The sequence below is a fragment of the Pseudomonas sp. RG1 genome (assembly GCF_025910115.1).
Lineage (GTDB): Bacteria > Pseudomonadota > Gammaproteobacteria > Pseudomonadales > Pseudomonadaceae > Aquipseudomonas > Aquipseudomonas atacamensis.
In genome coordinates, this window is record NZ_JAPCIK010000033.1 from 1 (window position 1) to 19,606 (window position 19,606).

Below are 19,606 nucleotides of genomic sequence, written 5' to 3' on the forward strand. Positions count from 1 at the left end.
CCCACATTTAAAAAGGGGGGGGGGGGGGGGCCGCCCCCCCCCCCCCCAAGGCGCCATCAGCCCCACTGCAAATGCTCAACCATCACCGACATCGATATCCACCATCGCCACGATTGCCTTCCGCCCCTCCCTCACGAAAGGCACGATTGACCCATCCGAAACACAACGAGGCGTTCACATCATGATCCACACCCAAGTCACCCTCTCCGTGAGTTTCCCGGTGTTCGGCAGCAACTACTACCAACAGCACGTCGTGCCGCGCAAGGCGCAGACGCTGGTGTTCAACAAGGATTTCGACGATCTGCTGATGCCCGCCGCCAGCAACCATTTCAGCAATGAAGTGGTCGGCCTCAACGATCAGTTCCGTTTTCTGAGCGACATACTCGCCACCCATTTGCTCGATCACGAGGCCTCGGTGCCTGCGCGATCCCGCGTCCAGGCGAACGCTCGTTTTTTCAGCTGAAGGCTGATGCACAGAGGGCGTTCCTTTGATGGGAACGCCCTCTTCATTCAATCAGTCATCATCGCGATCACGGTGATAACGACGGCCATCGCGGCGGTCGTCATCGCGGTCGTCCCAGCGCCGGTCATGGTCGTAATAGCGGCCATGGTCGCGGTCGTAGTGCCGGCCATGGCGATGGTCATCATCAAAATCCGCAATACAGCCGCTGAGCAATACGGCGGCGGTCACAGTGAGCAGCATCGTTGTCGCTTGCTTCATTCAACACTTCCCTAAAACCCAAGGTCTTGACGACGGAAATCGCCACGCTGCCCGCGTCGTCGGGACGCAGTGCGCGCAGCCGCAGATACGACCGGGCAAAAGCGCGTTGATTCAGTCGCCACTATCGACCGTTTGTCGGCTCGTTCGTCGCAGCCGAACAGCGGCGTAACGCCACCTATACTGCTTGCAACCTACCCCCATGCAATGGATCTGCGCCCTCAATAACAATAAGCAGAGGTGGATCATGGTCTGGCAGCAAATCTACGACCCGTTCGGCAACCCGGTACTCTCCACGCTGATGGCCGCAGTGCCGGTGGTGGTGATGCTCGCGGCGCTGGCGTTCTTTCACGTCAAGGCGCATCTGGCGGCGCTGTTGGCGCTGGCGTCGGCCCTGCTGATCTCGATTTTCGCCTTCGACATGCCGGCGGGCATGGCCGGTTCGGCGGCGTTGTTCGGCGCGGCGAATGGCTTGCTGCCGATCGGCTGGATCGTGCTCAACATCATTTTTCTGCATCGCCTGACCACCGAGAACGGTTCGTTCAAAGTGCTGCAGGACTCCCTCGCGCGCATCACCGATGATCGACGTTTGCAGTTGCTGCTGATCGCCTTCTGCTTTGGTGCATTCTTCGAAGGTGCGGCAGGCTTTGGCACGCCGGTAGCGGTGACCGGGGCGATTCTGATCGGCCTGGGTTTTTCGCCACTGGCCGCATCGGGTCTGGCGCTGATCGCCAACACTGCGCCCGTGGCTTTCGGTGCGCTGGGCACGCCGATCATCACCCTGGCCAAAGTCACCGGGCTGGACGAGATGGAGCTGTCGATGATGGTCGGCCGGCAGTTGCCGTTCTTCTCGGTGCTGGTGCCGTTCTGGCTGATCTGGGCGTTTGCCGGGTGGCGCAAGATGCTCGAGGTGTGGCCGGCGATTCTGGTGGCCGGGGTGAGTTTCGCCATCCCGCAATTTCTCGTCTCGAACTATCACGGGCCGATGCTGGTGGACGTCATCGCTGCGCTGATTTCCATGGCCTGCCTGACGCTGTTCCTCAAGGTGTGGAAACCGGCGACCATCCACACCTCGGCAGCGTTGTCCGGGCGCGTCGACAACTCCAAGGTCGACGAAGAAACAGTCACCGCCAGCGCCGCGTTCAGCGATCAGGCGCGCCCGGCAGTGATGCGTGCGTGGATGCCGTGGATCATTCTCACGGTGTTCGTGTTTGCCTGGGGCACGCAGGGCTTCAAGAACATGTTCGATACGCGCCCGGTGATCGACCCGGTAACGCAATCGGCCAAGCTCGACCCGCAAGGCAAACCGGTACGCGAGGCCAATCCGATCTTCGCCCCGGCGCTGACCTTCACCGGTCTGCATCTGCAAATAGAAAAAGTACCGCCGGTTGTCGCGGCGCCGAAAGCCGAGGAAGCGATTTACAAGTTCACCTGGCTGACCGCCACTGGCAGCGGGATCTTGCTGGCGGCGATTGTTGGCGGTCTGCTGATGGGGTATTCGATCCCGCAACTGATCAAGCAGTACCTGCGCACGTTGTGGGTGGTGCGGTTTTCGTTGATCACGATTGCGGCGATGCTCGCGCTGGGCTTCCTCACGCGCTATTCGGGGCTGGATGCGACCATGGGCCTGGCGTTTGCGGCGACGGGGATTTTCTACCCGATGTTCGGCACGCTGCTCGGCTGGCTGGGGGTGGCGCTGACCGGTTCCGACACGGCTTCGAACGTGCTGTTTGGCGGCTTGCAACGGGTGACCTCGGAACAGCTGGGTATCAGCCCGGTGCTGATGGCGGCAGCGAACAGTTCCGGTGGGGTGATGGGCAAGATGGTCGACGCGCAGTCGATCGTCGTCGCCTCCACCGCGACCCGTTGGTACGGACATGAAGGCGAGATCCTGCGTTATGTGTTCTTCCACTCGATCGTGCTGGCGATCCTGGTCGGCGGGCTGGTGACGTTGCAGGCGTATGTCGCACCGTTTACCTCGATGGTGGTGGGTGGGCCATAACTGAAAAACACATCTCCACTGTGGGAGCGAGCCTGCTCGCGAAGAGGTCGGCAGATCCAGCAGCGGCTGGGTCTGACCCGACGCTTTCGCGAGCAGGCTCGCTCCCACAGGTCAATTGATGAGCTCAGCACATAACTCTTTAGCGCAAATCCGACAAAACCTTTTCCCTCCCGCTGCGGTCACTCCTTTTACGAGACTGGCATGCATGCCGGCGCGCCCGTTTGGGCCTTTTGCAATCCTGCCGCCCGATGAGAGAAAAGGAATCGAACCATGCCGATTTCCCGACGCAATTTCATGATCCTCGGCGCCGTAACCGCGACGGCGTTCGCCATGCCCCCCTTTATCAGCCTCAAGGCCTACGCGGCCAGTCTGGAGCAACCGGCCATGAGTAAAGTGACCCTGCAAGTCAACGGTAAACCGCAAACCCTCGAAGTAGACACTCGCACTACCCTGCTCGACGCCCTGCGCGAACACCTGCACCTGACCGGCACCAAGAAAGGCTGCGACCACGGCCAGTGCGGCGCCTGCACGGTGATCGCCGACGGTCGGCGGATCAATTCCTGCCTGACCCTCGCAGTCATGCACGACGGCAGCGAGGTGACCACCATTGAAGGCCTCGGCATGCCGGACAAGCTGCACCCGATGCAGGCCGCGTTCATCAAGCACGACGGTTACCAGTGTGGCTATTGCACCCCAGGGCAGATCTGCTCGGCGGTCGCGGTGCTCAAGGAAATCCGCGACGGCATTCCCAGCCACGTCAGCCCAAGCCTGACCGAGCCGCCGAAGCTGATCGCCTCCGAACTGCAGGAGCGCATGAGCGGCAATATCTGCCGCTGCGGCGCTTACTCGAACATCATCGAAGCCATCACTGAAGTCGCGGAGGTGCCGGTATGAGAGCCTTCAATTACAGCCGCGCCGACTCACCTGCCGCAGCCGCTTCCCAGGCTGCGCAAGTCGAAGGCGCCAAGTTCATCGCCGGCGGCACCAACCTGCTCGACCTGATGAAACTCGACATCGAAACCCCGGTACACCTGATCGACATCAACCACCTCGGCCTGGACCAGATCGAAGCCACGCCCGAAGGCGGACTGCGCATCGGTGCGCTGGTACGCAACACCGATCTGGCCGCCGACGCGCGCGTGCGCAAGGACTACGCCCTGCTCTCCCGCGCCTTGCTCGCCGGGGCTTCCGGGCAGCTGCGCAATATGGCGACCACCGCCGGCAACCTGCTGCAACGCACCCGCTGCCCGTACTTTTACGACACCCACCAGGCCTGCAACAAACGCAACCCCGGCAGTGGCTGCGCGGCGATCGGTGGCGTGACTCGGCAACTCGGAATCATCGGCGTCAGCGACGCTTGCATCGCCACTCACCCGAGCGACATGGCCATCGCCATGCGCGCACTCGATGCGCAGATCGAAACGGTCAAGCCTGACGGCAGCACGCGCAGCATTCCCATGGCGGATTTCCATCAATTGCCGGGCAACACGCCGCACATCGAAACCAGCCTCACGCCCGGCGAGTTCATCACCGCCGTGACCCTGCCGGCACCGGTCGGCGGCACGCACATTTATCACAAGGTCCGCGATCGCTCGTCTTACGCGTTTGCCCTTGTTTCAGTCGGTCTGATCCTGCAAAAGGACGGCACCGGCCGTGTCGCCGTCGGCGGCGTTGCGCCGAAACCGTGGCGGGTCGAAGCCGCTGAAGCGCTGTTGCCCAAGGGCGCCAAAGCAGTCAGCGAACGCCTGCTTGAGGGCGCGACACCCACCGATGACAACCAATTCAAACTGACACTGGTCGAGCGCACGCTGGCTTCGGTGTTGGCGCAAGCGAGGGAAACCGCATGAAATTCGACACGCCCGCCACCTCCAACCCCATCGACCGCCTGAAGGTCGTCGGCCAGCCCACCCAGCGCATCGAAGGCCCGTTGAAAACCAGCGGCCAAGCCACTTACGCCTACGAGCAACATGAAGCAGCGGCCAATCAGGCCTACGGTTTCATGGTCGATTCGGCGATTGCCAAAGGGCGGATCAAAGCCATTCATCTCGACGAGGCCAAAGCCGCACCCGGCGTACTCGCAATCGTCACTGCCGAGAACGCCGGCAAGCTAGACAAAGGTGATTACAACGCCGCGCATCTGCTCGCCGGTCCCGAGGTACAGCACTACCAGCAAGCCGTTGCATTGGTGGTTGCCGAAACCTTCGAACAGGCCCGCGCCGCCGCGCAATTGGTCAGGGTCGATTACGAGACCAGCGAAGGCAAGTTCGATCTGGCCAGCGTCAAAGACCTCGGCGTCGAGCCGAAAGACGAGCTGCCGGACGTCAATCACGGCGACTTCGACAAGGCCTTCACCGCCGCGCCGGTGCAGTTCGATCAAACCTACACCACGCCAGACCAGTCCCACGCGATGATGGAACCGCACGCCACACTGGCCGCGTGGAAAGGCGATCAGCTGACCGTGTGGACCTCGAACCAGATGGTCGCCTGGAGTGTCGGTGACATTGCGAAAACCCTCGGCCTGCCGAAGGAAAAAGTCCGATTGGTCTCGCCGTACATCGGCGGTGGTTTCGGCGGCAAACTGTTCATCCGCGCCGACGTGATTCTCGCCGCTCTCGGCGCGCGCATGGCGGGGCGGCCGGTGAAAGTCGCCCTCGCCCGCCCGCAAATGGCCAACAACACCACCCATCGCCCGGCAACGATTCAGCGCATCCGCATGGGCGCAACGGCGGACGGCAAGCTAACCGCCATTGCCCATGAAGGCTGGTCGGGCAATCTCGCCGACGGCAAGGTCGAACTGGCCGCGCAACCGAGCCAGTTGCTCTACGCCGCAGAAAACCGCCGCGTCAGCATGCGCCTCGCCCCGCTCGACCTGCCTGAAGGCAATGCCATGCGCGCGCCGGGTGAAGCGCCGGGGCTGATGGTGCTGGAAATCGCCATGGACGAAATGGCCGAACAACTGAAGATGGACCCGGTACTGTTCCGCATCGCTAACGACACTCAAGTCGACCCGGTGAAAACCGAGCGGCCGTTCTCCCAACGCCAACTGGTCAAATGCCTGCAGATCGGCGCGGAGAAATTCGGCTGGGAGCAGCGCAAGGCGCAACCGGGCACCCGTCGTGAAGGCCGCTGGCTGATCGGCATGGGCGTGGCGGCGGCGTTTCGCAACAACCTGCTGGTCAAGTCCGGCGCCCGCGTACGCCTGGAGCGTGACGGCAAGGTCGTTGTTGAAACGGATATGACCGATATCGGCACCGGCAGCTACACGATCATCGCGCAGACCGCTGCCGAGATGATGGGCGTTGGCCTCAATGATGTGGTGGTGCGTCTGGGCGATTCGGACTTCCCGGTATCGGCCGGTTCCGGTGGCCAGTTCGGCGGCAACTGCTCGACCGCCGGGGTCTACGCTGCGTGCGTGAAATTGCGCGAAGCGGTGGCGCAGAAGCTGGGGCTGGCGGCGGATCAGGCGGAGTTCGCCGATGGACAGGTGCGGGTCGGCAGCAAGAGCCTGCCGCTGCGCAACGCGGCTGAAGGCGGCGCATTGGTCGGCGAGGACAGCATCGAATTCGGTGATCTGGCCGAGAAATATCAGCAATCAACCTTCGGCGCGCACTTCGTCGAAGTCGCCGTCGATGCCGCCACTGGCGAAGTTCGCGTACGGCGCATGCTCGCGGTGTGCGCGGCCGGGCGAATTCTCAACCCGACGTCGGCGCGCAGTCAGGTGATCGGCGCGATGACCATGGGCGTCGGCGCGGCGTTGATGGAAGAGCTGGCGGTGGACAAGCGCCTGGGCTTTTTCGTCAACCATGACCTGGCTGGATACGAAGTGCCGGTGCACGCCGACATTCCGCATCAGGAAGTGATCTTCCTCGAAGAAACCGACCCGATTTCGTCGCCGATGAAGGCCAAAGGCGTGGGTGAATTGGGGATTTGCGGCGTGAGTGCGGCGGTGGCGAATGCGATCTACAACGCCACCGGCGCGAGGGTGCGGGAGTATCCGATTACGCTGGACAAGATTCTGGATTCGTTGCCGGAGATGATCTGAAGCGAAAAGCCCCTCATCGGAACGCCGCCCGCCTAGCCCTCTCCCAAAGGGAGAGGGGACCGATCCGGGTATATTCAGGATGTGCAGCGACGTGAAAGTCTTTCTGTGTATCCATAATCGCAACGGCAAGTTCAGGTCGATGCACATCGCAAGACACCTCGGTCGGCTCCCACTCCCCCGGAAGACGCCTGGGGTGAGTCGCATGCTGTTAGCGCACCTGCATGGGGTGCTAGGGGTCGAGTGGATTCACCACCACGCTTGCAGAATGCCGAACGTCTCGAGCATCCCCCAATCGACTCCCTCTCCCTCGGGAGAGGGCTGGGGTGAGGGGCGCGGTTTCACTCGATCTTTGGATATTGCTCTTCACTGACCTGCTCCATCCAGTCCACCACCTTGCCATCCAGCACTTCGGCGATCGCGATATGACTCATCGCCGTCGTCGGTGCTGCCCCGTGCCAATGTTTGGCGCCTGGGGCAATCCACACGGTATCGCCCGAGCGGATTTCACGCACCGGCTGGCCCCACTCCTGCACGAAGCCTGCCCCCGAGGTGACGATCAATGTCTGCCCCAGCGGATGGGTATGCCATGCAGTGCGCGCGCCCGGCTCGAACGTTACGGTCGCACCACTGATCCGCGCCTCATCGGTACCTTTGAACGGCGCATCCACCCGCACCGTGCCGGTAAACCAGTCAGCAGGGCCTTTGGCCGACGGTTGCGAGCCATTCGGTGTGACCGTGACACGGGGATTTTCGGTGGCCTGCACCTCACCAGCCAGCAGCGAGAGCGTCAGTGCGGAAGCAGCAATCGGGTTCATGGCATTTCCTCCAATAAACGATGCAACCACTGTAGCGATCCGCACTCTTTGGATAATCGACTAGAATCCGAAAAAACTTATGCAGGACGATCATCAATGCTTCGGGAAAACGCCACCGACCTGCTCGCCTTTCTCGCCGTCGCCCGTGAACGCAGTTTCACCAAGGCTGCGGCCAAACTCGGCGTGTCGCAATCGGCGCTCAGCCACACCATTCGCAGCCTCGAGGCGCGACTCGGCCTGCGCCTGCTGACCCGCACTACGCGCAGCGTGTCGCCGACCGAGGCCGGCGAACACTTGCTGCAAACCATCGGTCCGCGCTTCGATGAAATCGAAGGGGAACTGGCCGCCCTGAGCAACCTGCGCGAAACCCCGGCGGGCAAGATCCGCATCAGCGCCACCGACCATTCGCTGAACTGGATCCTGCGTCCGGTGTTGCAGGATTTCCTGCCGCAGTACCCGGATGTGTCCGTCGAGGTTTGCTGTGACTATGGTTTCGTCGACATCGCCGGCCAGGGCTTCGATGCCGGTGTGCGCCTGGGCGAAGACGTCGCCCAAGGCATGATCGCCACCCGTATCGGTCCGGACATGCGCATGGCCGTAGTCGGCTCCCCCGCCTATTTCGCCCGGCGCGATCCGCCGCAAACCCCGCGCGACCTGACCGACCACGCCTGTAACAACCTGCGCCTGCCAACCAATGGCGGGCTGTATTCGTGGGAGTTCGAAAAGGACGGTGAAAGTCTGAAGGTACGCGTTGCCGGGCAGATCACCCTGAATGGCGTGTACCCATTGCTCGACGCCGCGCTGGACGGTTTCGGGCTGAGCTACATCCCGGAAAACGTCGTCGCGCCCTTTCTGGCGGGCGGTCGCCTGGTCCAGGTACTGGGAGACTGGTGCCCGACATTTTCCGGTTATCACCTGTACTACCCGAGCCGGCGCCAGGCAGCGCCAGCGTTTGCGTTGTTGCTGGAAGCGTTGCGCTATCGCGGTTGACCCGGCTCAGCCCAGCAACGCAATCAACTGATGCCGCTGCGCATCGGTCAGCATCGGCCCAAAACCGGCTCCGGCGTTGTCAGCCATGTAGCGCGGATTGCTGGTCCCCGGAATCACGCAGGTCACCGCCGGATGCGCCAGGAGAAATTTCAGTGCCAGTTGCGGCCAGCTGTTGACCTGCACATCCGAGACCCACGCCGGCAGCGGCTTGCCCTTGAGCCGGGCGAGCAGATCGCCGCCGCCAAACGGCCGATTACAAATCACCGCCACCCCACGCTCGCGGCACAGCGGCAGGATGCGTTTCTCGACCGCACGATCATCGAGGGCGTAGTTGATTTGCAGAAAATCAAGCTTCTCGGCTTTCAGCACGGCCTCGACCTCGTCATAGGCCGACGAGGTGTAATGGGTGATGCCGATGTAGCGAATCCGCCCCTGCTCCTGCCATTCGCGCAGGGTCGGCAAGTGGGTTTGCCAGTCGAGCAGGTTGTGAATCTGCATCAGGTCGATGCGCTCGGTTTGCAGCAGTCTGAACGACTGCTCCATCTGCGCGATGCCCTCTTTGCGCCCGCGCGTCCATACCTTGGTGGCGAGAAACGCCGGCGAGCGCGGTTCGTGAATCGACAGCAGTTCACCGGTGGTCTGCTCGGCGCGGCCGTACATGGGTGAGCTGTCGATCAGCGTGCCGCCCTTCCTGAACAGCGCTTCGAGGACGGCGGGCAACTGCCGGTAAACCGGATCGCCCGGCGCGACGTCGAAACCGCGATAGGTGCCCAACCCGACCATGGGCAGTGCCTCGGAGCTGGAAGGGATGGCGCGGGTCTGCATGGTCTGGTCTCCTGCCGTGGGCGGCGCAGTGGCGGTCGGCGCTACGCTGCCGGCCAATGCCCGATCAATGGTGAGCAGCGCCGCAGCTTGGGCAGCCAGCGTGAGCAAGCGGCGACGTGAGTAACCCTCAGTGTGGCGCATGCGAGTCCTCCTGCTGCGCGGATCTGTTGCACGGTGTGTGCGCCGGCTGTCAGGCGCAGTCGCTGAACTACACTGCCACAGCCAACCTTTCTCCCCGTTAAAAGTAGCCGAATGTCCCGAACCCTGATGTCACTCGTCGTTTTCATCATTGCCGTGTACCTGGTGCTGTGCGCCGCGCTGTTCGTGTTTCAGCGCTCGCTGATCTGGTTTCCCCAGCCTGCCGCCGTGGTTACAGCGGACTCGCGAATGAAACTGTCGATGCCGGATGCCGAGGTCTGGGTGACAACCCGAGAGCGCAGCGGATCGCGCGCGCTGATCTATTTCGGCGGCAATGCCGAGGACGTCTCGCGCAATCTGCCGGAATTCACTGAGGCGTTTCCTGGCTACGCGCTGTATTTCCTGCATTACCGAGGCTTTGCTGGCAGCACCGGCTCGCCATCGGAAGCCGCGATCGCCGAAGATGCGCTGGCACTGTTCGATCAGGTCTATGCCAGCCACCCGCAGATTGCAGTCATTGGACGCAGCCTCGGTTCGGGGGTAGCGGTGCGCCTGGCCAGTCAGCGGCCGGTGCAGAATCTGATTCTGGTGACGCCGTTCAACAGCCTCGAGGAAATCGCCGCACGGCAATACCCATGGGTGCCGGTGAAATGGTTGCTCAAGGATCGTTTTGAATCGGGCAAGTACGCGGCGCATATCCGCACGCCGACATTGCTGTTGACGGCCAGCGATGACGACGTGATTGGGCGCAGCAGCACGCAGCGCTTGTTCGAGAGTTTTCCTGCGGGCGTGGCGACGCTGAAGGTGGTGCCGGACTCGGGGCATAACTCGATATCCGAGCGGGGGGAGTATTGGCGGTGGATGGGGGATGTGTTGAATCGCTAGTGGTTGTTTGCCAGTGATAGAGAGGTCGACCGGGGCGGCGTCTTCGCGAGCAGGCTCGCTCCCACAGTTGTTCCGAGTACGCCGTAAGCGCGATGTGGGAGCGAGCCTGCTCGCGAAGGCAGCGGTTCGAACAACAGCAATTCAATTGCATTTGCCGCCACTGAACCAAGTCCAAAAAACCCAGTCCTATCCGCGCCGCCACACACGGCTCCCTCACTCTAGCGCTGTCCCCTTTCAGAGCTGTCCGTCCCATGCGCCACGCCGTTCGTTCGTCTCGCTTCGTTTCGCTGTGCCTGCTGAGCCTGTTCCCCTTTTTCACTGAATCCGCCCACGCCAGTGCGGAGCGCGAACTGGTGGCCGCCATCAATGATTACCGCGCCCATCCGCAACGCTGCGACCGCCGCACTGCGCAGCGTCTGGCGCCTTTGGCTTTGAAATCGAATCTAGCCTTGCCGATCGGCTATCGCTACGGCGGCGGCATGCGCGAGGCGTTGAAGTCTTCCGGCTATTCAGCAATCACGGTGCGCAGCATCCGCATTATCGGAGCCGAAGACGCCGACGAGGCCTTCGATCAGTTGCAGAGCGACTATTGCGCTGCCTTGCTGGATGCGAACTACGCCGACATCGGCGTCAGCCATTCGCGCAATCAATGGCAGGTGGTGCTGGCGCAACCGGTGCTCGACAGCCGCGTCGGTGACAACCGCAGCGTCGGCAAGGCGCTGCTCGCCGAGGTCAACGCCGCCCGCGCCCGGCCGCGTATGTGTGGCCGCCAGCGCTTTGCCGCCGCGCGGCCGTTGAGCTGGAACGCCGCCCTCGGCGCAGCGGCTCAGGGCCACAGCAAAGCCATGGCTTACGGCAATTATTTCGCCCACCGCGATCCCGACGGTGACATGCCGGCCGACCGCGCCCGTGCTGCCGGTTATCGCGGCCGCCAAGTCGGGGAAAACATCGCTGCCGGGCAAAGCTCACCGGGCAAAGCCATGGCCGGCTGGCTGGCCAGCCCGGGCCACTGCGCGAACCTGATGAACCCGATGTTCACTCAGGTCGGCGCCGGCTTCGCCAGCGAAGCGCGCAGCGACGACGGCGTTTACTGGACGATGCTGTTCGGCGCGCCGTAAATCACGGCTGACTCCGGGCATTCTCATCGCTTGGCGTGGCCGGGCGCGGCATGACGTGTTGATGGCCGGTCGGGTCGTTGAGCTGGATGACATTACCCTTCTGCCACGCATCAGCCCCCGTTGCGACAGGCGCCGGTTTGATCTCGGCGCGGGCCTTTTTCTTTTCGGCGCTATCAATGCCCAGACGCTGATCGCGCTGGCGGACCATTTGCGCATCGGCCTGACCGTCAGCGGTAAAGCCCATCATCAGCTGCGGCACGCCCAGCGGCAGTTGCTTGTCCTGATCGGTGTGCCAGGTGTGCCAGGTCTTGCCGTAGGTATTGGCGAGTTTTTCCATCAAGCGCGTTTCTGCCACTTGCGGGATGCCCGGCGCGACCAACTGGCCAGAACTGACTTCGTGAGCGTGGCTGTGCCACAAGGCTTTCTCTTTTGCCGGCAATTGCGTGAACAGGCGCTGGCTGATGATGTATTCGACGCCCATCAGCTTGGCTTCAGCGGTGTTGCCGTCGTAGATCACGCACTGGAACACTTCTTCGTTGAGCGCCGAGCAGTAGTGGTGCGCTTCCATCTGCGCGCCGGGATGACCGTTGTAAAAATGGAAACCATCGAGGTACATGTTCAACGCGCGAATTGGCGGCTTGTCCTGCAACCACTGCGCGCCGACTTCGAGCATTTCCGTGTCGGACGCCTTGGCCTGGCCGGGCGTCTGCACCGGCGAATCGGTGTTACTCATGGCGCAACCGGTCAATGCGGCGACCATCAAACCGATAGGAACCCAACGTCCCTGTGAGGTTGTCGTACGCATGTTTCACTCCTCGAACTTTCAGTGACGGGCGCGTGCTGGCCCTGTTCTGCAACTGAAAGCAGGAGATCGGCAGAGTTCGAAAAAGCTGCGTGCGGATCAGACTGGAGAGATCGTCGCCAGCACGCCGATCAGAATGGTCAAGGTCAGAAAACCGCCGAGAAAAATTGCCATCTTGTACATGTCGCGCTCCTTGATACGGGTGTGCGGTGCGCCGGACGCTTCGGAATGAGGTCGGAGGGTGACTGGCCGCACTGCCGGGGCATTCTGAGCCTGTGGCTGTACTGAATACAGAGGCAGATGAAACAGAAAAATACGGATCAGATGCGCATCTGATCCGCTTCGGGCATCAAGCGGTATTCAGGCTGAGACTTGAGGATCCACTTTCGGCGCGGTTGATCTACAGTCATTGCCGACCGACAACAAGAAAAACCGGAATGACCATGCCCGACCTCGCCTTGCAGCCCAACGTCGCCGCGTCCCTCGAGCGCTGGCACGAGATGATCCGCAGCGGCAATCTCAAAGCCCTGCCCGAACTGCTCGATCCGCAAGCTGTGTTCCGCTCGCCCATGGCCCACACGCCCTACCTCGGCGCGCCGGTGGTGGCGATGATCCTCAACACCGTGTTCGAAGTCTTTGAAGATTTCGCCTATCACCGCGAATTGGCGACGGCGGATGGCCTGAATGCGATTCTCGAATTCAGCGCCAGGGTCGGCAGCAAGGAACTCAAAGGCATCGACATGATTCGCTTCGATGAACACGGCAAGATTGTCGAGTTTGAAGTGATGGTGCGGCCGCTGAGCGGCTTGCAGGCACTGGGCGAAGAAATGGGTCGGCGACTCGGTGCTTATCTCGCGTCTGCAAAAGCCTGAATCCATCCCGCATAAAAAAACCCACTGACCGTCGCCGGTTCAGTGGGTTTTTGTGTGTCAGGGTTCTGCTTACAGAGCCATGTCACGTGCAGCGTTTTCCTTCGGCGCTACGGCTTTGTCAGCCGCAGGTGCCGCCGGAGCAGCTACCTGACCGATCGCTGGAGGCGTCGGCAGTTCGAGGATTTTCGCGGTGTAAGCCCACTCGGCAGCCACTTTGGCCGGATCGCTGTTCAGCTGGGTGCCATAGCTCGGCACGATCTGGTGCAGCTTGGTCTGCCACTCAGGGGTTGCGACTTTGTCTTTGAAGACTTTCTGCAGCACGCTCAGCATGATCGGTGCAGCGGTCGACGCGCCTGGCGATGCGCCCAGCAGGCCGGCGATCGAGCCGTCTTGCGAAGCAACGATCTCGGTGCCCAGTTTCAGCACGCCACCAGCGGCTTCATCACGCTTGATGATTTGCACGCGCTGGCCGGCTTGCCACAGGCGCCAGTCTTCGGCTTTGGCGTTCGGGAAGTATTCCTTCAGCGCGTTCAGACGGTCTTCATCCGACAGCATCAACTGACCGGCAAGGTACTCGACCAGCGGGTATTCCTTGATGCCGACCTTGGTCATTGGCCAGATGTTGTGGGTGGTGGTGCTGGTCAGTAGGTCGAAGTACGAACCTTCCTTGAGGAACTTGGTGCTGAAGGTCGCGAACGGGCCAAACAGAATGACGCGCTTGCCATCCAGAACACGGGTGTCCAGGTGCGGAACCGACATCGGTGGCGCGCCAACCGAAGCCTTGCCGTAGGCCTTGGCCAGGTGCTGCTCGGCAATCGTCGGGTTCTCGGTCACCAGGAACGAACCGCCAACCGGGAAGCCTGCGTATTCCTTGGCTTCAGGAATGCCCGACTTCTGCAGCAGGTGCAGGGCACCGCCGCCAGCGCCGATGAACACGAACTTGGCGTCGGTTTCGGTCTTGCTGCCGTCTTTGAGGTTTTTGTAGCTCACACGCCAGGTGCCGTCGGCGTTCTTGGTGATGTCTTCGACTTCGCTCGACAGTTTCAGATCGAAGTTTGGTTTGGTTTGCAGGTGAGCGGCGAACTGGCGGGTGATTTCGCCGAAGTTCATGTCCGTACCCAGCGGGCTCCAGGTGGCCGCGATTTTCTGGTTCGGGTCACGCCCTTCCATCATCAGCGGTACCCACTTCTTGATCACTGCCGGGTCTTCGGAGTACTGCATGCCGGCGAACAGCGGGCTCGCCTGCAGGGCTTCGTAGCGCTTTTTCAGGAACTTGATGTTGTCATCGCCCCACACGAAGCTCATGTGCGGAGTGGTGTTGATGAACGAGCGAGGGTTCTTCAGCACGCCCTGCTGAACCTGCCAGGCCCAGAACTGACGGGAAACCTGGAACGCTTCGTTGATCTCGACAGCTTTCGGGATCGTTACGTTGCCCTTGTCGTCTTCCGGGGTGTAGTTCAGCTCGGCAAGAGCCGAGTGACCGGTACCGGCGTTGTTCCAGCCGTTGGAGCTTTCCAGGGCGACGCCATCGAGGCGCTCGACCATTTCCATCGACCAGGTCGGTTCCAGCTCATTGATCCACACACCCAGGGTGGTGCTCATGATGCCGCCGCCGATCAGCAGGACGTCGACTTTCTTGGCTTCGGCAGCATTGGCAGACGACATCCCCATCGCCAAAGCCAGACCGAGCAAGGCTGTGTTCACTTTCTTAAACATCTGTTGCACCTATGATAAAACGCCTTCCGCCCGTCGTTGTTATCAGTCTGCGTTGCGCTTTGCTGACGCTCAGGCTGGCGTCGCGCAATCCGGCACACTTCAATATTGACGGGTGGGCACACAAGGCCGACATGTGGCATCGACCTCAGTTAATGTCCCTTCTGAACTGACTTCTTATCGTTATTGGCTTCAGCTGCTTGAGCGACAGGGATCCCGTCGGCCCGCCGGAAAGGCCAGCCAACCGAATTAAGTCAAAGCAAATTTGGCGCGGAGAATATCACGTCAGGGCGAACCCGCGCGTCTGTTCCCGACTTGAAAGTCTTTTTCCGCTCAGAGACTTATCGGCCATCGGCAACCAAACATGACTGCGATCAGGCATTGGCCTGCAAAGTTTTTTGCGCGATACGCATCGCAACTTGATGAATCAGCGCCAACGGCTCGTTGTTCATGCAGAAAATAACCTGCTAAGTTGTACGATGACTGACGAACAAAGCCAGTCATCCCAACCCAATAACAACAAGGAAACAACATGACCAAGTCCCGCCTCCTCATCGGTTTGTTCTGCGCGTTCAGCGCCTGCGCCATGGCCGCCCCTGCCCCAGCGGAAAAGGACGTCGCCCAAGCGGTGGATCACCTGACTCAGGCGATGCTGCACAAAGACATCGCCGAGTTGAACGCTCTGACCGCGCCGAACCTGACCTACGGCCACTCCAGCGGCAAGATTCAGGACAAGCAGGAATTCATCGCCGACATCGAAACCGGCCGCAGCGCATTCAAGACCCTCGAAATGCAGAAGCAGACCATTACTCTGTCCGGCGATACGGCGCTGGTGCGCCATCATTTTTCTGCGCAGGCTTTGAAAGGGGCCGAGGTGATTCCGACCGAGATCGAGAATTTCCAGATCTGGCAGAAACAGGGCGGGAAATGGTTGTTGGTGGGGCGGCAGGCGTTCAAATTTTGATTGAGGGCAGATTGGCCTGATTCAGTGTTGCCCGAGCTGGCCTCATCGCGGGCAAGCCCGCTCCCACAGTGGATGATGGTGTACACACCGTTGCATTCACAACATCAGATCCTGTGGGAGCTGGCTTGCCAGCGATAAGGCCGTGATAGACACCAGTCCTACCGCTATCACAACCGAAACCGATCCACCGACTGCGCCAACTGTCCCGCCAGATTCGATAATTCATCGGTAGTCGTCGCCGTCTGCCCGATCACCCGGCTATTGCCCTCGCTCATTCCCGCAATCATCTCCACCTGATGGGCGATTTCATTACTGGCCTGACTCTGTTCGCCAATCGTGCGGGTGATGTCATTGACCAGTTGCGTGGTGTTCAGCGTGGCGTCGAGGATCTCGCGAATTGCTCGCTCAACCTCCGCTGTTACCGCCATGCCTTTGTCGACCTGCGCCACACCGGCCTCCATGCTGCTTACCGCCTCGCGCGTGCTGTTCTGGATGCGCGCGACCATTGCGGCGATTTCCTGGGTCGAAGCGCTGGTGCGTGCGGCCAGGCTGCGCACTTCATCGGCGACCACGGCAAAGCCACGGCCCTGTTCACCCGCCCGCGCTGCCTCGATCGCCGCGTTGAGCGCCAGCAGGTTGGTCTGGTCGGCGATGCTCTTGATCACCTGAATGATGTTGAAGATCGCCTCGGATTCCTGATCCAGCGTGCGGATCACCTGCGCCGACTGCTGTGCCGAGCGGGCGATGTCGTCCATGTCGCTGACCACTTGATGAATCACCCCGCCACCCTCCTTGGCCAGGTTTTCGGCCTGATTGGCCATGCTCAGGGCACGTTCGGCGTGGCGGGTGATTTCTTCGATACTGGCGGTCATCTGGCTGGCGGCAGCGGCCATGGTGCCGGCGGCAACGCTTTGCTGCTGGCTGCTGTCGGCGACCTGATGGCAGCCGTGGCTGAGCTGCTCGCTCATGCCACTGACGCCGTGAGCGTTGCGCCGGACCACGTCGATCATGTTGCGCAGATCACGCTGCATGGTCGCCAACGTGCGGATCAAAACGCTGGCTTCGTCCTTGCCGGCGGGCTCGACAATTGGTTCGCTGAGATTGCCATGGGCAATGCTTTCAGCGATGCGGCTGGCGGATTTGAGCGGCCCCATGATACTCAGGATCACCCAGCGCCCCTGAATCAGCAGCAGCAACAGACTGACGACCAGCACCACTGCCAGCGCAAGATTGGCGTGGCGGATGGCCGCTTCGGTGCCTTCGCTGGTGTGCCGGGTATTGTTTTCGATCAGTTCGCTGAGCGCGCCCATCTGCTCTTCGAGCTGAGTAAAGGCGCTATTGAACGTGCCGAGCTGCTGTTGGGCGGCATCCGGATTGTCCAGCGCCACGCCGACGATCTGCTCGGCGGATTTGATGTAGGTATCGAGGCTCGGCTTGATCTGCTCCAGCGCCGTGCGCAATGCCGGGTTGATCGGCAGCTTCAGGTTGTCATTCAGCACTTCACGAAAATGCCCGGCGTGCTCGGTGAGCGAATCGCGCACTTCGGTGGCGGTGGCGGTGCTTTTGCCCAGGCCGACCAGCATCGCCGAATAGACATCGGCGCGCAGGGCGTCGTGCATCATGTCCGCTTCCATGTGATTGCGCAGCGCGCTCATGCTCACCGTGTTATCGCCGACCGCCGTGGCCATCCGCAGATTGCCGACGTAACTGACCAGACTTACGATCAGCGCCGTCAGCAGGCTGGTCGCAATCAGCAACACCAAACGCAGTTTGATCGACACCGTGGAATCTCCCGTGGGCACGCTGGATTGCGCTTGTCGGATTTCAGTTAAGCCTATGTGCAGGGAACTGCCGACACAGAGCGTATCGGCTGATGTCAGCGGCGACTTGAATCCGGCAAAACTTTTCAAACGCGAACCCGGTCACACATTGCAGCGCCGCTGGATAATGCCTTCATCGCCGGTTAACCCCGGCAGGCTATCAATCCATGGCTTCGAACATTCATGCAGCTGAAGGAAACGCTTATGAAACGCGCACTGTGGTTTGGTCTGCTCGGCACGCTGGCAATCGGCACCGCACAAGCGGCAACGGAGAAAGTCGCGATCAACCTGGTCAGCGCTGACGGCGCGCCGCAGGCGATCGGTTCGGTCACTGTCAGCGAGACGCCGTACGGCCTGTTGTTCACCCCGGACTTGAAATCGTTGCCGGCCGGCATCCACGGCTTCCATGTCCATGAAAACGGCAGCTGCGAAGCGGGCACCAAAGATGGCGTCAAGGGCGCAGCGCTGGCCGCTGGCGGGCATTTCGATCCGGCGAAAACCGGCAAGCATCTCGGCCCGTACGCCGACGGGCATCTGGGTGATCTGCCAGCGGTATATGTGATGGCTGACGGGGTCGCCAACTATCCGGTGCTGGCACCGCGTCTGAAGAAGATTTCCGAGATCAAGGGCCACGCCCTGATGATTCACGCCGGCGGCGATAACCATTCCGACATGCCCAAGCCACTGGGCGGTGGCGGTGATCGCATGGCCTGCGGCGTGATCTGATCCTTCAGGGCGGCGCTCGACGCCAGCGCGTCAACACCAGCAAGGACAGCCCGGCGCCGAACAGCGCCAGGGCCATGTCCTTCTGCGAATCCCACGGATCATTCTGCGCACCGACGAAGGCCTGGCCAGTGTCGTCGCCCAGGTAAGCGCCGCCGACCCATTCGATCAATTCGTACAACGCCGACGTCGCCAGCACTACATTCAAGGTCAACAGCGCCAACCACGCGCCACGCAACGGCGTCAGGCGCAGCAGCACTTCGCGAATCGGCCAGACCAGCAGCAATCCATAGCTAAGGTGCACCAGCCGATCATAGTGATTGCGTTCCAAGCCAAGAACTTTGTTGACGCTGACCCCGGCCAACAGCGTGCCCCACTGATCGTACGGCACCCGCGAATAGGTGTAATGCGCGCCGACTTCATGAATGCACAGAAAGGCGAAGAGCATCCCCAGCGACAGCGTCGACAGGCGAAAACGCCGATGCGCCAGCAGCAGGGTCAACACCAGCGCCAACGCCAGGACATTTTCCAATAGCCAGTCGACGCGGCTGCGCGGGAACAGGCCGAGCGCGATGGTCAGGCAGACAAATCCAGCGAGCAAAAGCGCTTCGATCCGCGTATCTGCCGGTTGGGCAACGTTATCGCTGACTCTGACGAGCATGGGTCGATTCTCTGCAATACAGGCAAGCGGTAGACCCTTGCCGGTTTAGCCCGTTCCTCGCCGCTACGTTTTTGCGGCCTACGGAACTCCCGCGCGCCGTTCACCTCTGAGGTTATGTAGTCCCTTCCCTTTTTGCTTAGCGCTTGTGGAGGAACACGTCATGCGCAAGTTAGTCCTGATTTCTTCTCTTATGCTTTGCCTGCCGGTCGGTTCGGCGCTGGCCCGCGTTGACGCGGGTGATGTCGCCACTTCGGCCGGTGTGTCCGCGTCGCTTTACTCGACCTTCAAGGATGACAAAATGGTGATTCCGGCCCGTGACGACGTGTCTGCATTCGTCGCCAGCGGCGGGGCCATTCGTGGGGTTTATCTTGAGTCGGTACTGCAACAGGTGCGCCAGGCCAACCCTGGCTTGAACGCCAGTGATGAAGACCTGGCCAACGCCATTCTGGTGCAATACGAAGGCGTGCAGCAGTAGTCACGAGGGAAGCAGCGGCCGATGGACGGCCGCTGAGTGCGCA

20 protein-coding genes and 1 pseudogene are annotated in these 19,606 nt (G+C 61.3%); 12 read left to right on the top strand and 9 right to left on the bottom strand.

The genetic code is table 11. The features are described from left to right. Nucleotides 1-181 precede the first annotated feature (181 nt). Nucleotides 182-463, top strand: coding sequence for a hypothetical protein (locus tag OK411_RS17320; protein WP_071172799.1), 282 nt, complete (start codon nucleotides 182-184; stop codon nucleotides 461-463). Between the two features lie 51 nt (nucleotides 464-514). Here OK411_RS17320 and OK411_RS17325 read toward each other — a convergent pair whose 3' ends face one another. Next, nucleotides 515-721 (bottom strand): hypothetical protein, encoded by a 207-nt coding sequence (locus tag OK411_RS17325; protein ID WP_016775135.1) that lies wholly within the window; start codon nucleotides 719-721, stop codon nucleotides 515-517. A gap of 244 nt (nucleotides 722-965) precedes the next feature. On the opposite strand from OK411_RS17325, the gene OK411_RS17330 reads away from it, so the two are divergent. From OK411_RS17330 to paoC, 4 genes are all read left to right on the top strand, one after another. Beyond that, the gene (locus OK411_RS17330) at nucleotides 966-2,720 is read left to right on the top strand and encodes an L-lactate permease (RefSeq protein ID WP_122703903.1); all 1,755 of its coding nucleotides are present in this window, start codon (nucleotides 966-968) and stop codon (nucleotides 2,718-2,720) included. Nucleotides 2,721-2,990: 270 nt separating this feature from the next. Beyond that, nucleotides 2,991-3,614 (top strand): aldehyde dehydrogenase iron-sulfur subunit PaoA, encoded by a 624-nt coding sequence (gene paoA, locus OK411_RS17335; protein ID WP_264365430.1) that lies wholly within the window; start codon nucleotides 2,991-2,993, stop codon nucleotides 3,612-3,614. After that, entirely contained in the window at nucleotides 3,611-4,567 is a 957-nt protein-coding gene (locus OK411_RS17340; RefSeq protein WP_016775138.1) for an FAD binding domain-containing protein, read from the top strand. Before paoA ends, OK411_RS17340 begins: the two co-directional genes overlap by 4 nt. Next, on the top strand, nucleotides 4,564-6,762 hold the full coding sequence (paoC, locus tag OK411_RS17345; protein ID WP_136493670.1) for an aldehyde oxidoreductase molybdenum-binding subunit PaoC: 2,199 nt from the start codon (nucleotides 4,564-4,566) through the stop codon (nucleotides 6,760-6,762). Before OK411_RS17340 ends, paoC begins: the two co-directional genes overlap by 4 nt. A gap of 338 nt (nucleotides 6,763-7,100) precedes the next feature. Here paoC and OK411_RS17350 read toward each other — a convergent pair whose 3' ends face one another. Beyond that, nucleotides 7,101-7,577: a cupin domain-containing protein gene (locus tag OK411_RS17350; RefSeq protein WP_264365431.1), complete on the bottom strand. Its 477-nt coding sequence runs from the start codon at nucleotides 7,575-7,577 to the stop codon at nucleotides 7,101-7,103. Nucleotides 7,578-7,673: 96 nt separating this feature from the next. On the opposite strand from OK411_RS17350, the gene OK411_RS17355 reads away from it, so the two are divergent. Next, on the top strand, nucleotides 7,674-8,567 hold the full coding sequence (locus OK411_RS17355; RefSeq protein WP_264365432.1) for a LysR family transcriptional regulator: 894 nt from the start codon (nucleotides 7,674-7,676) through the stop codon (nucleotides 8,565-8,567). Nucleotides 8,568-8,573: 6 nt separating this feature from the next. Here the strand turns inward: OK411_RS17355 and OK411_RS17360 are convergent, their stop codons facing one another. Next, on the bottom strand, nucleotides 8,574-9,533 hold the full coding sequence (locus OK411_RS17360) for an aldo/keto reductase (RefSeq protein WP_174823843.1): 960 nt from the start codon (nucleotides 9,531-9,533) through the stop codon (nucleotides 8,574-8,576). Between the two features lie 111 nt (nucleotides 9,534-9,644). Between OK411_RS17360 and OK411_RS17365 the strand changes: the two genes are divergently transcribed. Together OK411_RS17365 and OK411_RS17370 are read left to right on the top strand one after the other, a co-directional pair. Next, nucleotides 9,645-10,415: an alpha/beta hydrolase gene (locus OK411_RS17365; RefSeq protein WP_264365433.1), complete on the top strand. Its 771-nt coding sequence runs from the start codon at nucleotides 9,645-9,647 to the stop codon at nucleotides 10,413-10,415. A gap of 251 nt (nucleotides 10,416-10,666) precedes the next feature. Then, entirely contained in the window at nucleotides 10,667-11,533 is an 867-nt protein-coding gene (locus OK411_RS17370; protein ID WP_264365434.1) for a CAP domain-containing protein, read from the top strand. A gap of 1 nt (nucleotide 11,534) precedes the next feature. Here OK411_RS17370 and OK411_RS17375 read toward each other — a convergent pair whose 3' ends face one another. Next, nucleotides 11,535-12,338 carry an OBAP family protein gene (locus tag OK411_RS17375; protein ID WP_207808535.1) on the bottom strand — a complete coding sequence of 268 codons (804 nt, stop codon included), beginning with the start codon at nucleotides 12,336-12,338 and terminating at the stop codon, nucleotides 11,535-11,537. Nucleotides 12,339-12,434: 96 nt separating this feature from the next. Next, nucleotides 12,435-12,590, bottom strand: a complete 156-nt coding sequence (locus OK411_RS17380; RefSeq protein WP_177434138.1) for a hypothetical protein — start codon at nucleotides 12,588-12,590, stop codon at nucleotides 12,435-12,437. Between the two features lie 188 nt (nucleotides 12,591-12,778). Here OK411_RS17380 and OK411_RS17385 point away from each other — a divergent pair, with 188 nt between their 5' ends. Continuing rightward, nucleotides 12,779-13,207 (top strand): nuclear transport factor 2 family protein, encoded by a 429-nt coding sequence (locus OK411_RS17385; RefSeq protein WP_264365444.1) that lies wholly within the window; start codon nucleotides 12,779-12,781, stop codon nucleotides 13,205-13,207. A 69-nt stretch (nucleotides 13,208-13,276) separates the two neighbouring features. Here OK411_RS17385 and mqo read toward each other — a convergent pair whose 3' ends face one another. Beyond that, the gene (gene mqo, locus OK411_RS17390; protein WP_071172807.1) at nucleotides 13,277-14,923 is read right to left on the bottom strand and encodes a malate dehydrogenase (quinone); all 1,647 of its coding nucleotides are present in this window, start codon (nucleotides 14,921-14,923) and stop codon (nucleotides 13,277-13,279) included. 529 nt (nucleotides 14,924-15,452) lie between these two features. On the opposite strand from mqo, the gene OK411_RS17395 reads away from it, so the two are divergent. Continuing rightward, on the top strand, nucleotides 15,453-15,884 hold the full coding sequence (locus tag OK411_RS17395; RefSeq protein WP_073471210.1) for a nuclear transport factor 2 family protein: 432 nt from the start codon (nucleotides 15,453-15,455) through the stop codon (nucleotides 15,882-15,884). Nucleotides 15,885-16,051: 167 nt separating this feature from the next. Here OK411_RS17395 and OK411_RS27160 read toward each other — a convergent pair whose 3' ends face one another. Together OK411_RS27160 and OK411_RS27165 are read right to left on the bottom strand one after the other, a co-directional pair. Then, nucleotides 16,052-16,915 (bottom strand): methyl-accepting chemotaxis protein, encoded by an 864-nt coding sequence (locus tag OK411_RS27160; RefSeq protein WP_371699989.1) that lies wholly within the window; start codon nucleotides 16,913-16,915, stop codon nucleotides 16,052-16,054. Continuing rightward, nucleotides 16,910-17,686, bottom strand: a pseudogene (locus OK411_RS27165) (MCP four helix bundle domain-containing protein); the annotation flags it as partial. The gene OK411_RS27160 and the pseudogene OK411_RS27165, both read right to left, overlap by 6 nt. Before the next feature lie 222 nt (nucleotides 17,687-17,908). Between OK411_RS27165 and sodC the strand changes: the two are divergent. Continuing rightward, complete coding sequence (gene sodC, locus OK411_RS17405) at nucleotides 17,909-18,430, top strand: superoxide dismutase family protein (protein WP_122698673.1); 522 nt, start codon at nucleotides 17,909-17,911, stop codon at nucleotides 18,428-18,430. Between the two features lie 4 nt (nucleotides 18,431-18,434). Here sodC and OK411_RS17410 read toward each other — a convergent pair whose 3' ends face one another. Next, a complete protein-coding gene (locus tag OK411_RS17410; protein ID WP_264365436.1) occupies nucleotides 18,435-19,088 on the bottom strand; it encodes a DUF2238 domain-containing protein in 654 nt (217 codons plus the stop codon). Nucleotides 19,089-19,248: 160 nt separating this feature from the next. Between OK411_RS17410 and OK411_RS17415 the strand changes: the two genes are divergently transcribed. Continuing rightward, nucleotides 19,249-19,563: a DUF2388 domain-containing protein gene (locus tag OK411_RS17415; protein WP_016775151.1), complete on the top strand. Its 315-nt coding sequence runs from the start codon at nucleotides 19,249-19,251 to the stop codon at nucleotides 19,561-19,563. Nucleotides 19,564-19,606 lie beyond the last annotated feature (43 nt).

Bases quoted from the DNA above. Each gene is read 5' to 3' on its own strand.
- OK411_RS17320 (WP_071172799.1), top strand. From the start codon at position 182: ATGATCCACACCCAAGTCACCCTCTCCGTGAGTTTCCCGGTGTTCGGC.
- OK411_RS17325 (WP_016775135.1), bottom strand. From the start codon at position 721: ATGAAGCAAGCGACAACGATGCTGCTCACTGTGACCGCCGCCGTATTG.
- OK411_RS17330 (WP_122703903.1), top strand. From the start codon at position 966: ATGGTCTGGCAGCAAATCTACGACCCGTTCGGCAACCCGGTACTCTCC.
- paoA (WP_264365430.1), top strand. From the start codon at position 2,991: ATGCCGATTTCCCGACGCAATTTCATGATCCTCGGCGCCGTAACCGCG.
- OK411_RS17340 (WP_016775138.1), top strand. From the start codon at position 3,611: ATGAGAGCCTTCAATTACAGCCGCGCCGACTCACCTGCCGCAGCCGCT.
- paoC (WP_136493670.1), top strand. From the start codon at position 4,564: ATGAAATTCGACACGCCCGCCACCTCCAACCCCATCGACCGCCTGAAG.
- OK411_RS17350 (WP_264365431.1), bottom strand. From the start codon at position 7,577: ATGAACCCGATTGCTGCTTCCGCACTGACGCTCTCGCTGCTGGCTGGT.
- OK411_RS17355 (WP_264365432.1), top strand. From the start codon at position 7,674: ATGCTTCGGGAAAACGCCACCGACCTGCTCGCCTTTCTCGCCGTCGCC.
- OK411_RS17360 (WP_174823843.1), bottom strand. From the start codon at position 9,533: ATGCGCCACACTGAGGGTTACTCACGTCGCCGCTTGCTCACGCTGGCT.
- OK411_RS17365 (WP_264365433.1), top strand. From the start codon at position 9,645: ATGTCCCGAACCCTGATGTCACTCGTCGTTTTCATCATTGCCGTGTAC.
- OK411_RS17370 (WP_264365434.1), top strand. From the start codon at position 10,667: ATGCGCCACGCCGTTCGTTCGTCTCGCTTCGTTTCGCTGTGCCTGCTG.
- OK411_RS17375 (WP_207808535.1), bottom strand. From the start codon at position 12,338: ATGCGTACGACAACCTCACAGGGACGTTGGGTTCCTATCGGTTTGATG.
- OK411_RS17385 (WP_264365444.1), top strand. From the start codon at position 12,779: ATGCCCGACCTCGCCTTGCAGCCCAACGTCGCCGCGTCCCTCGAGCGC.
- mqo (WP_071172807.1), bottom strand. From the start codon at position 14,923: ATGTTTAAGAAAGTGAACACAGCCTTGCTCGGTCTGGCTTTGGCGATG.
- OK411_RS17395 (WP_073471210.1), top strand. From the start codon at position 15,453: ATGACCAAGTCCCGCCTCCTCATCGGTTTGTTCTGCGCGTTCAGCGCC.
- OK411_RS27160 (WP_371699989.1), bottom strand. From the start codon at position 16,915: ATGCAGCGTGATCTGCGCAACATGATCGACGTGGTCCGGCGCAACGCT.
- sodC (WP_122698673.1), top strand. From the start codon at position 17,909: ATGAAACGCGCACTGTGGTTTGGTCTGCTCGGCACGCTGGCAATCGGC.
- OK411_RS17410 (WP_264365436.1), bottom strand. From the start codon at position 19,088: ATGCTCGTCAGAGTCAGCGATAACGTTGCCCAACCGGCAGATACGCGG.
- OK411_RS17415 (WP_016775151.1), top strand. From the start codon at position 19,249: ATGCGCAAGTTAGTCCTGATTTCTTCTCTTATGCTTTGCCTGCCGGTC.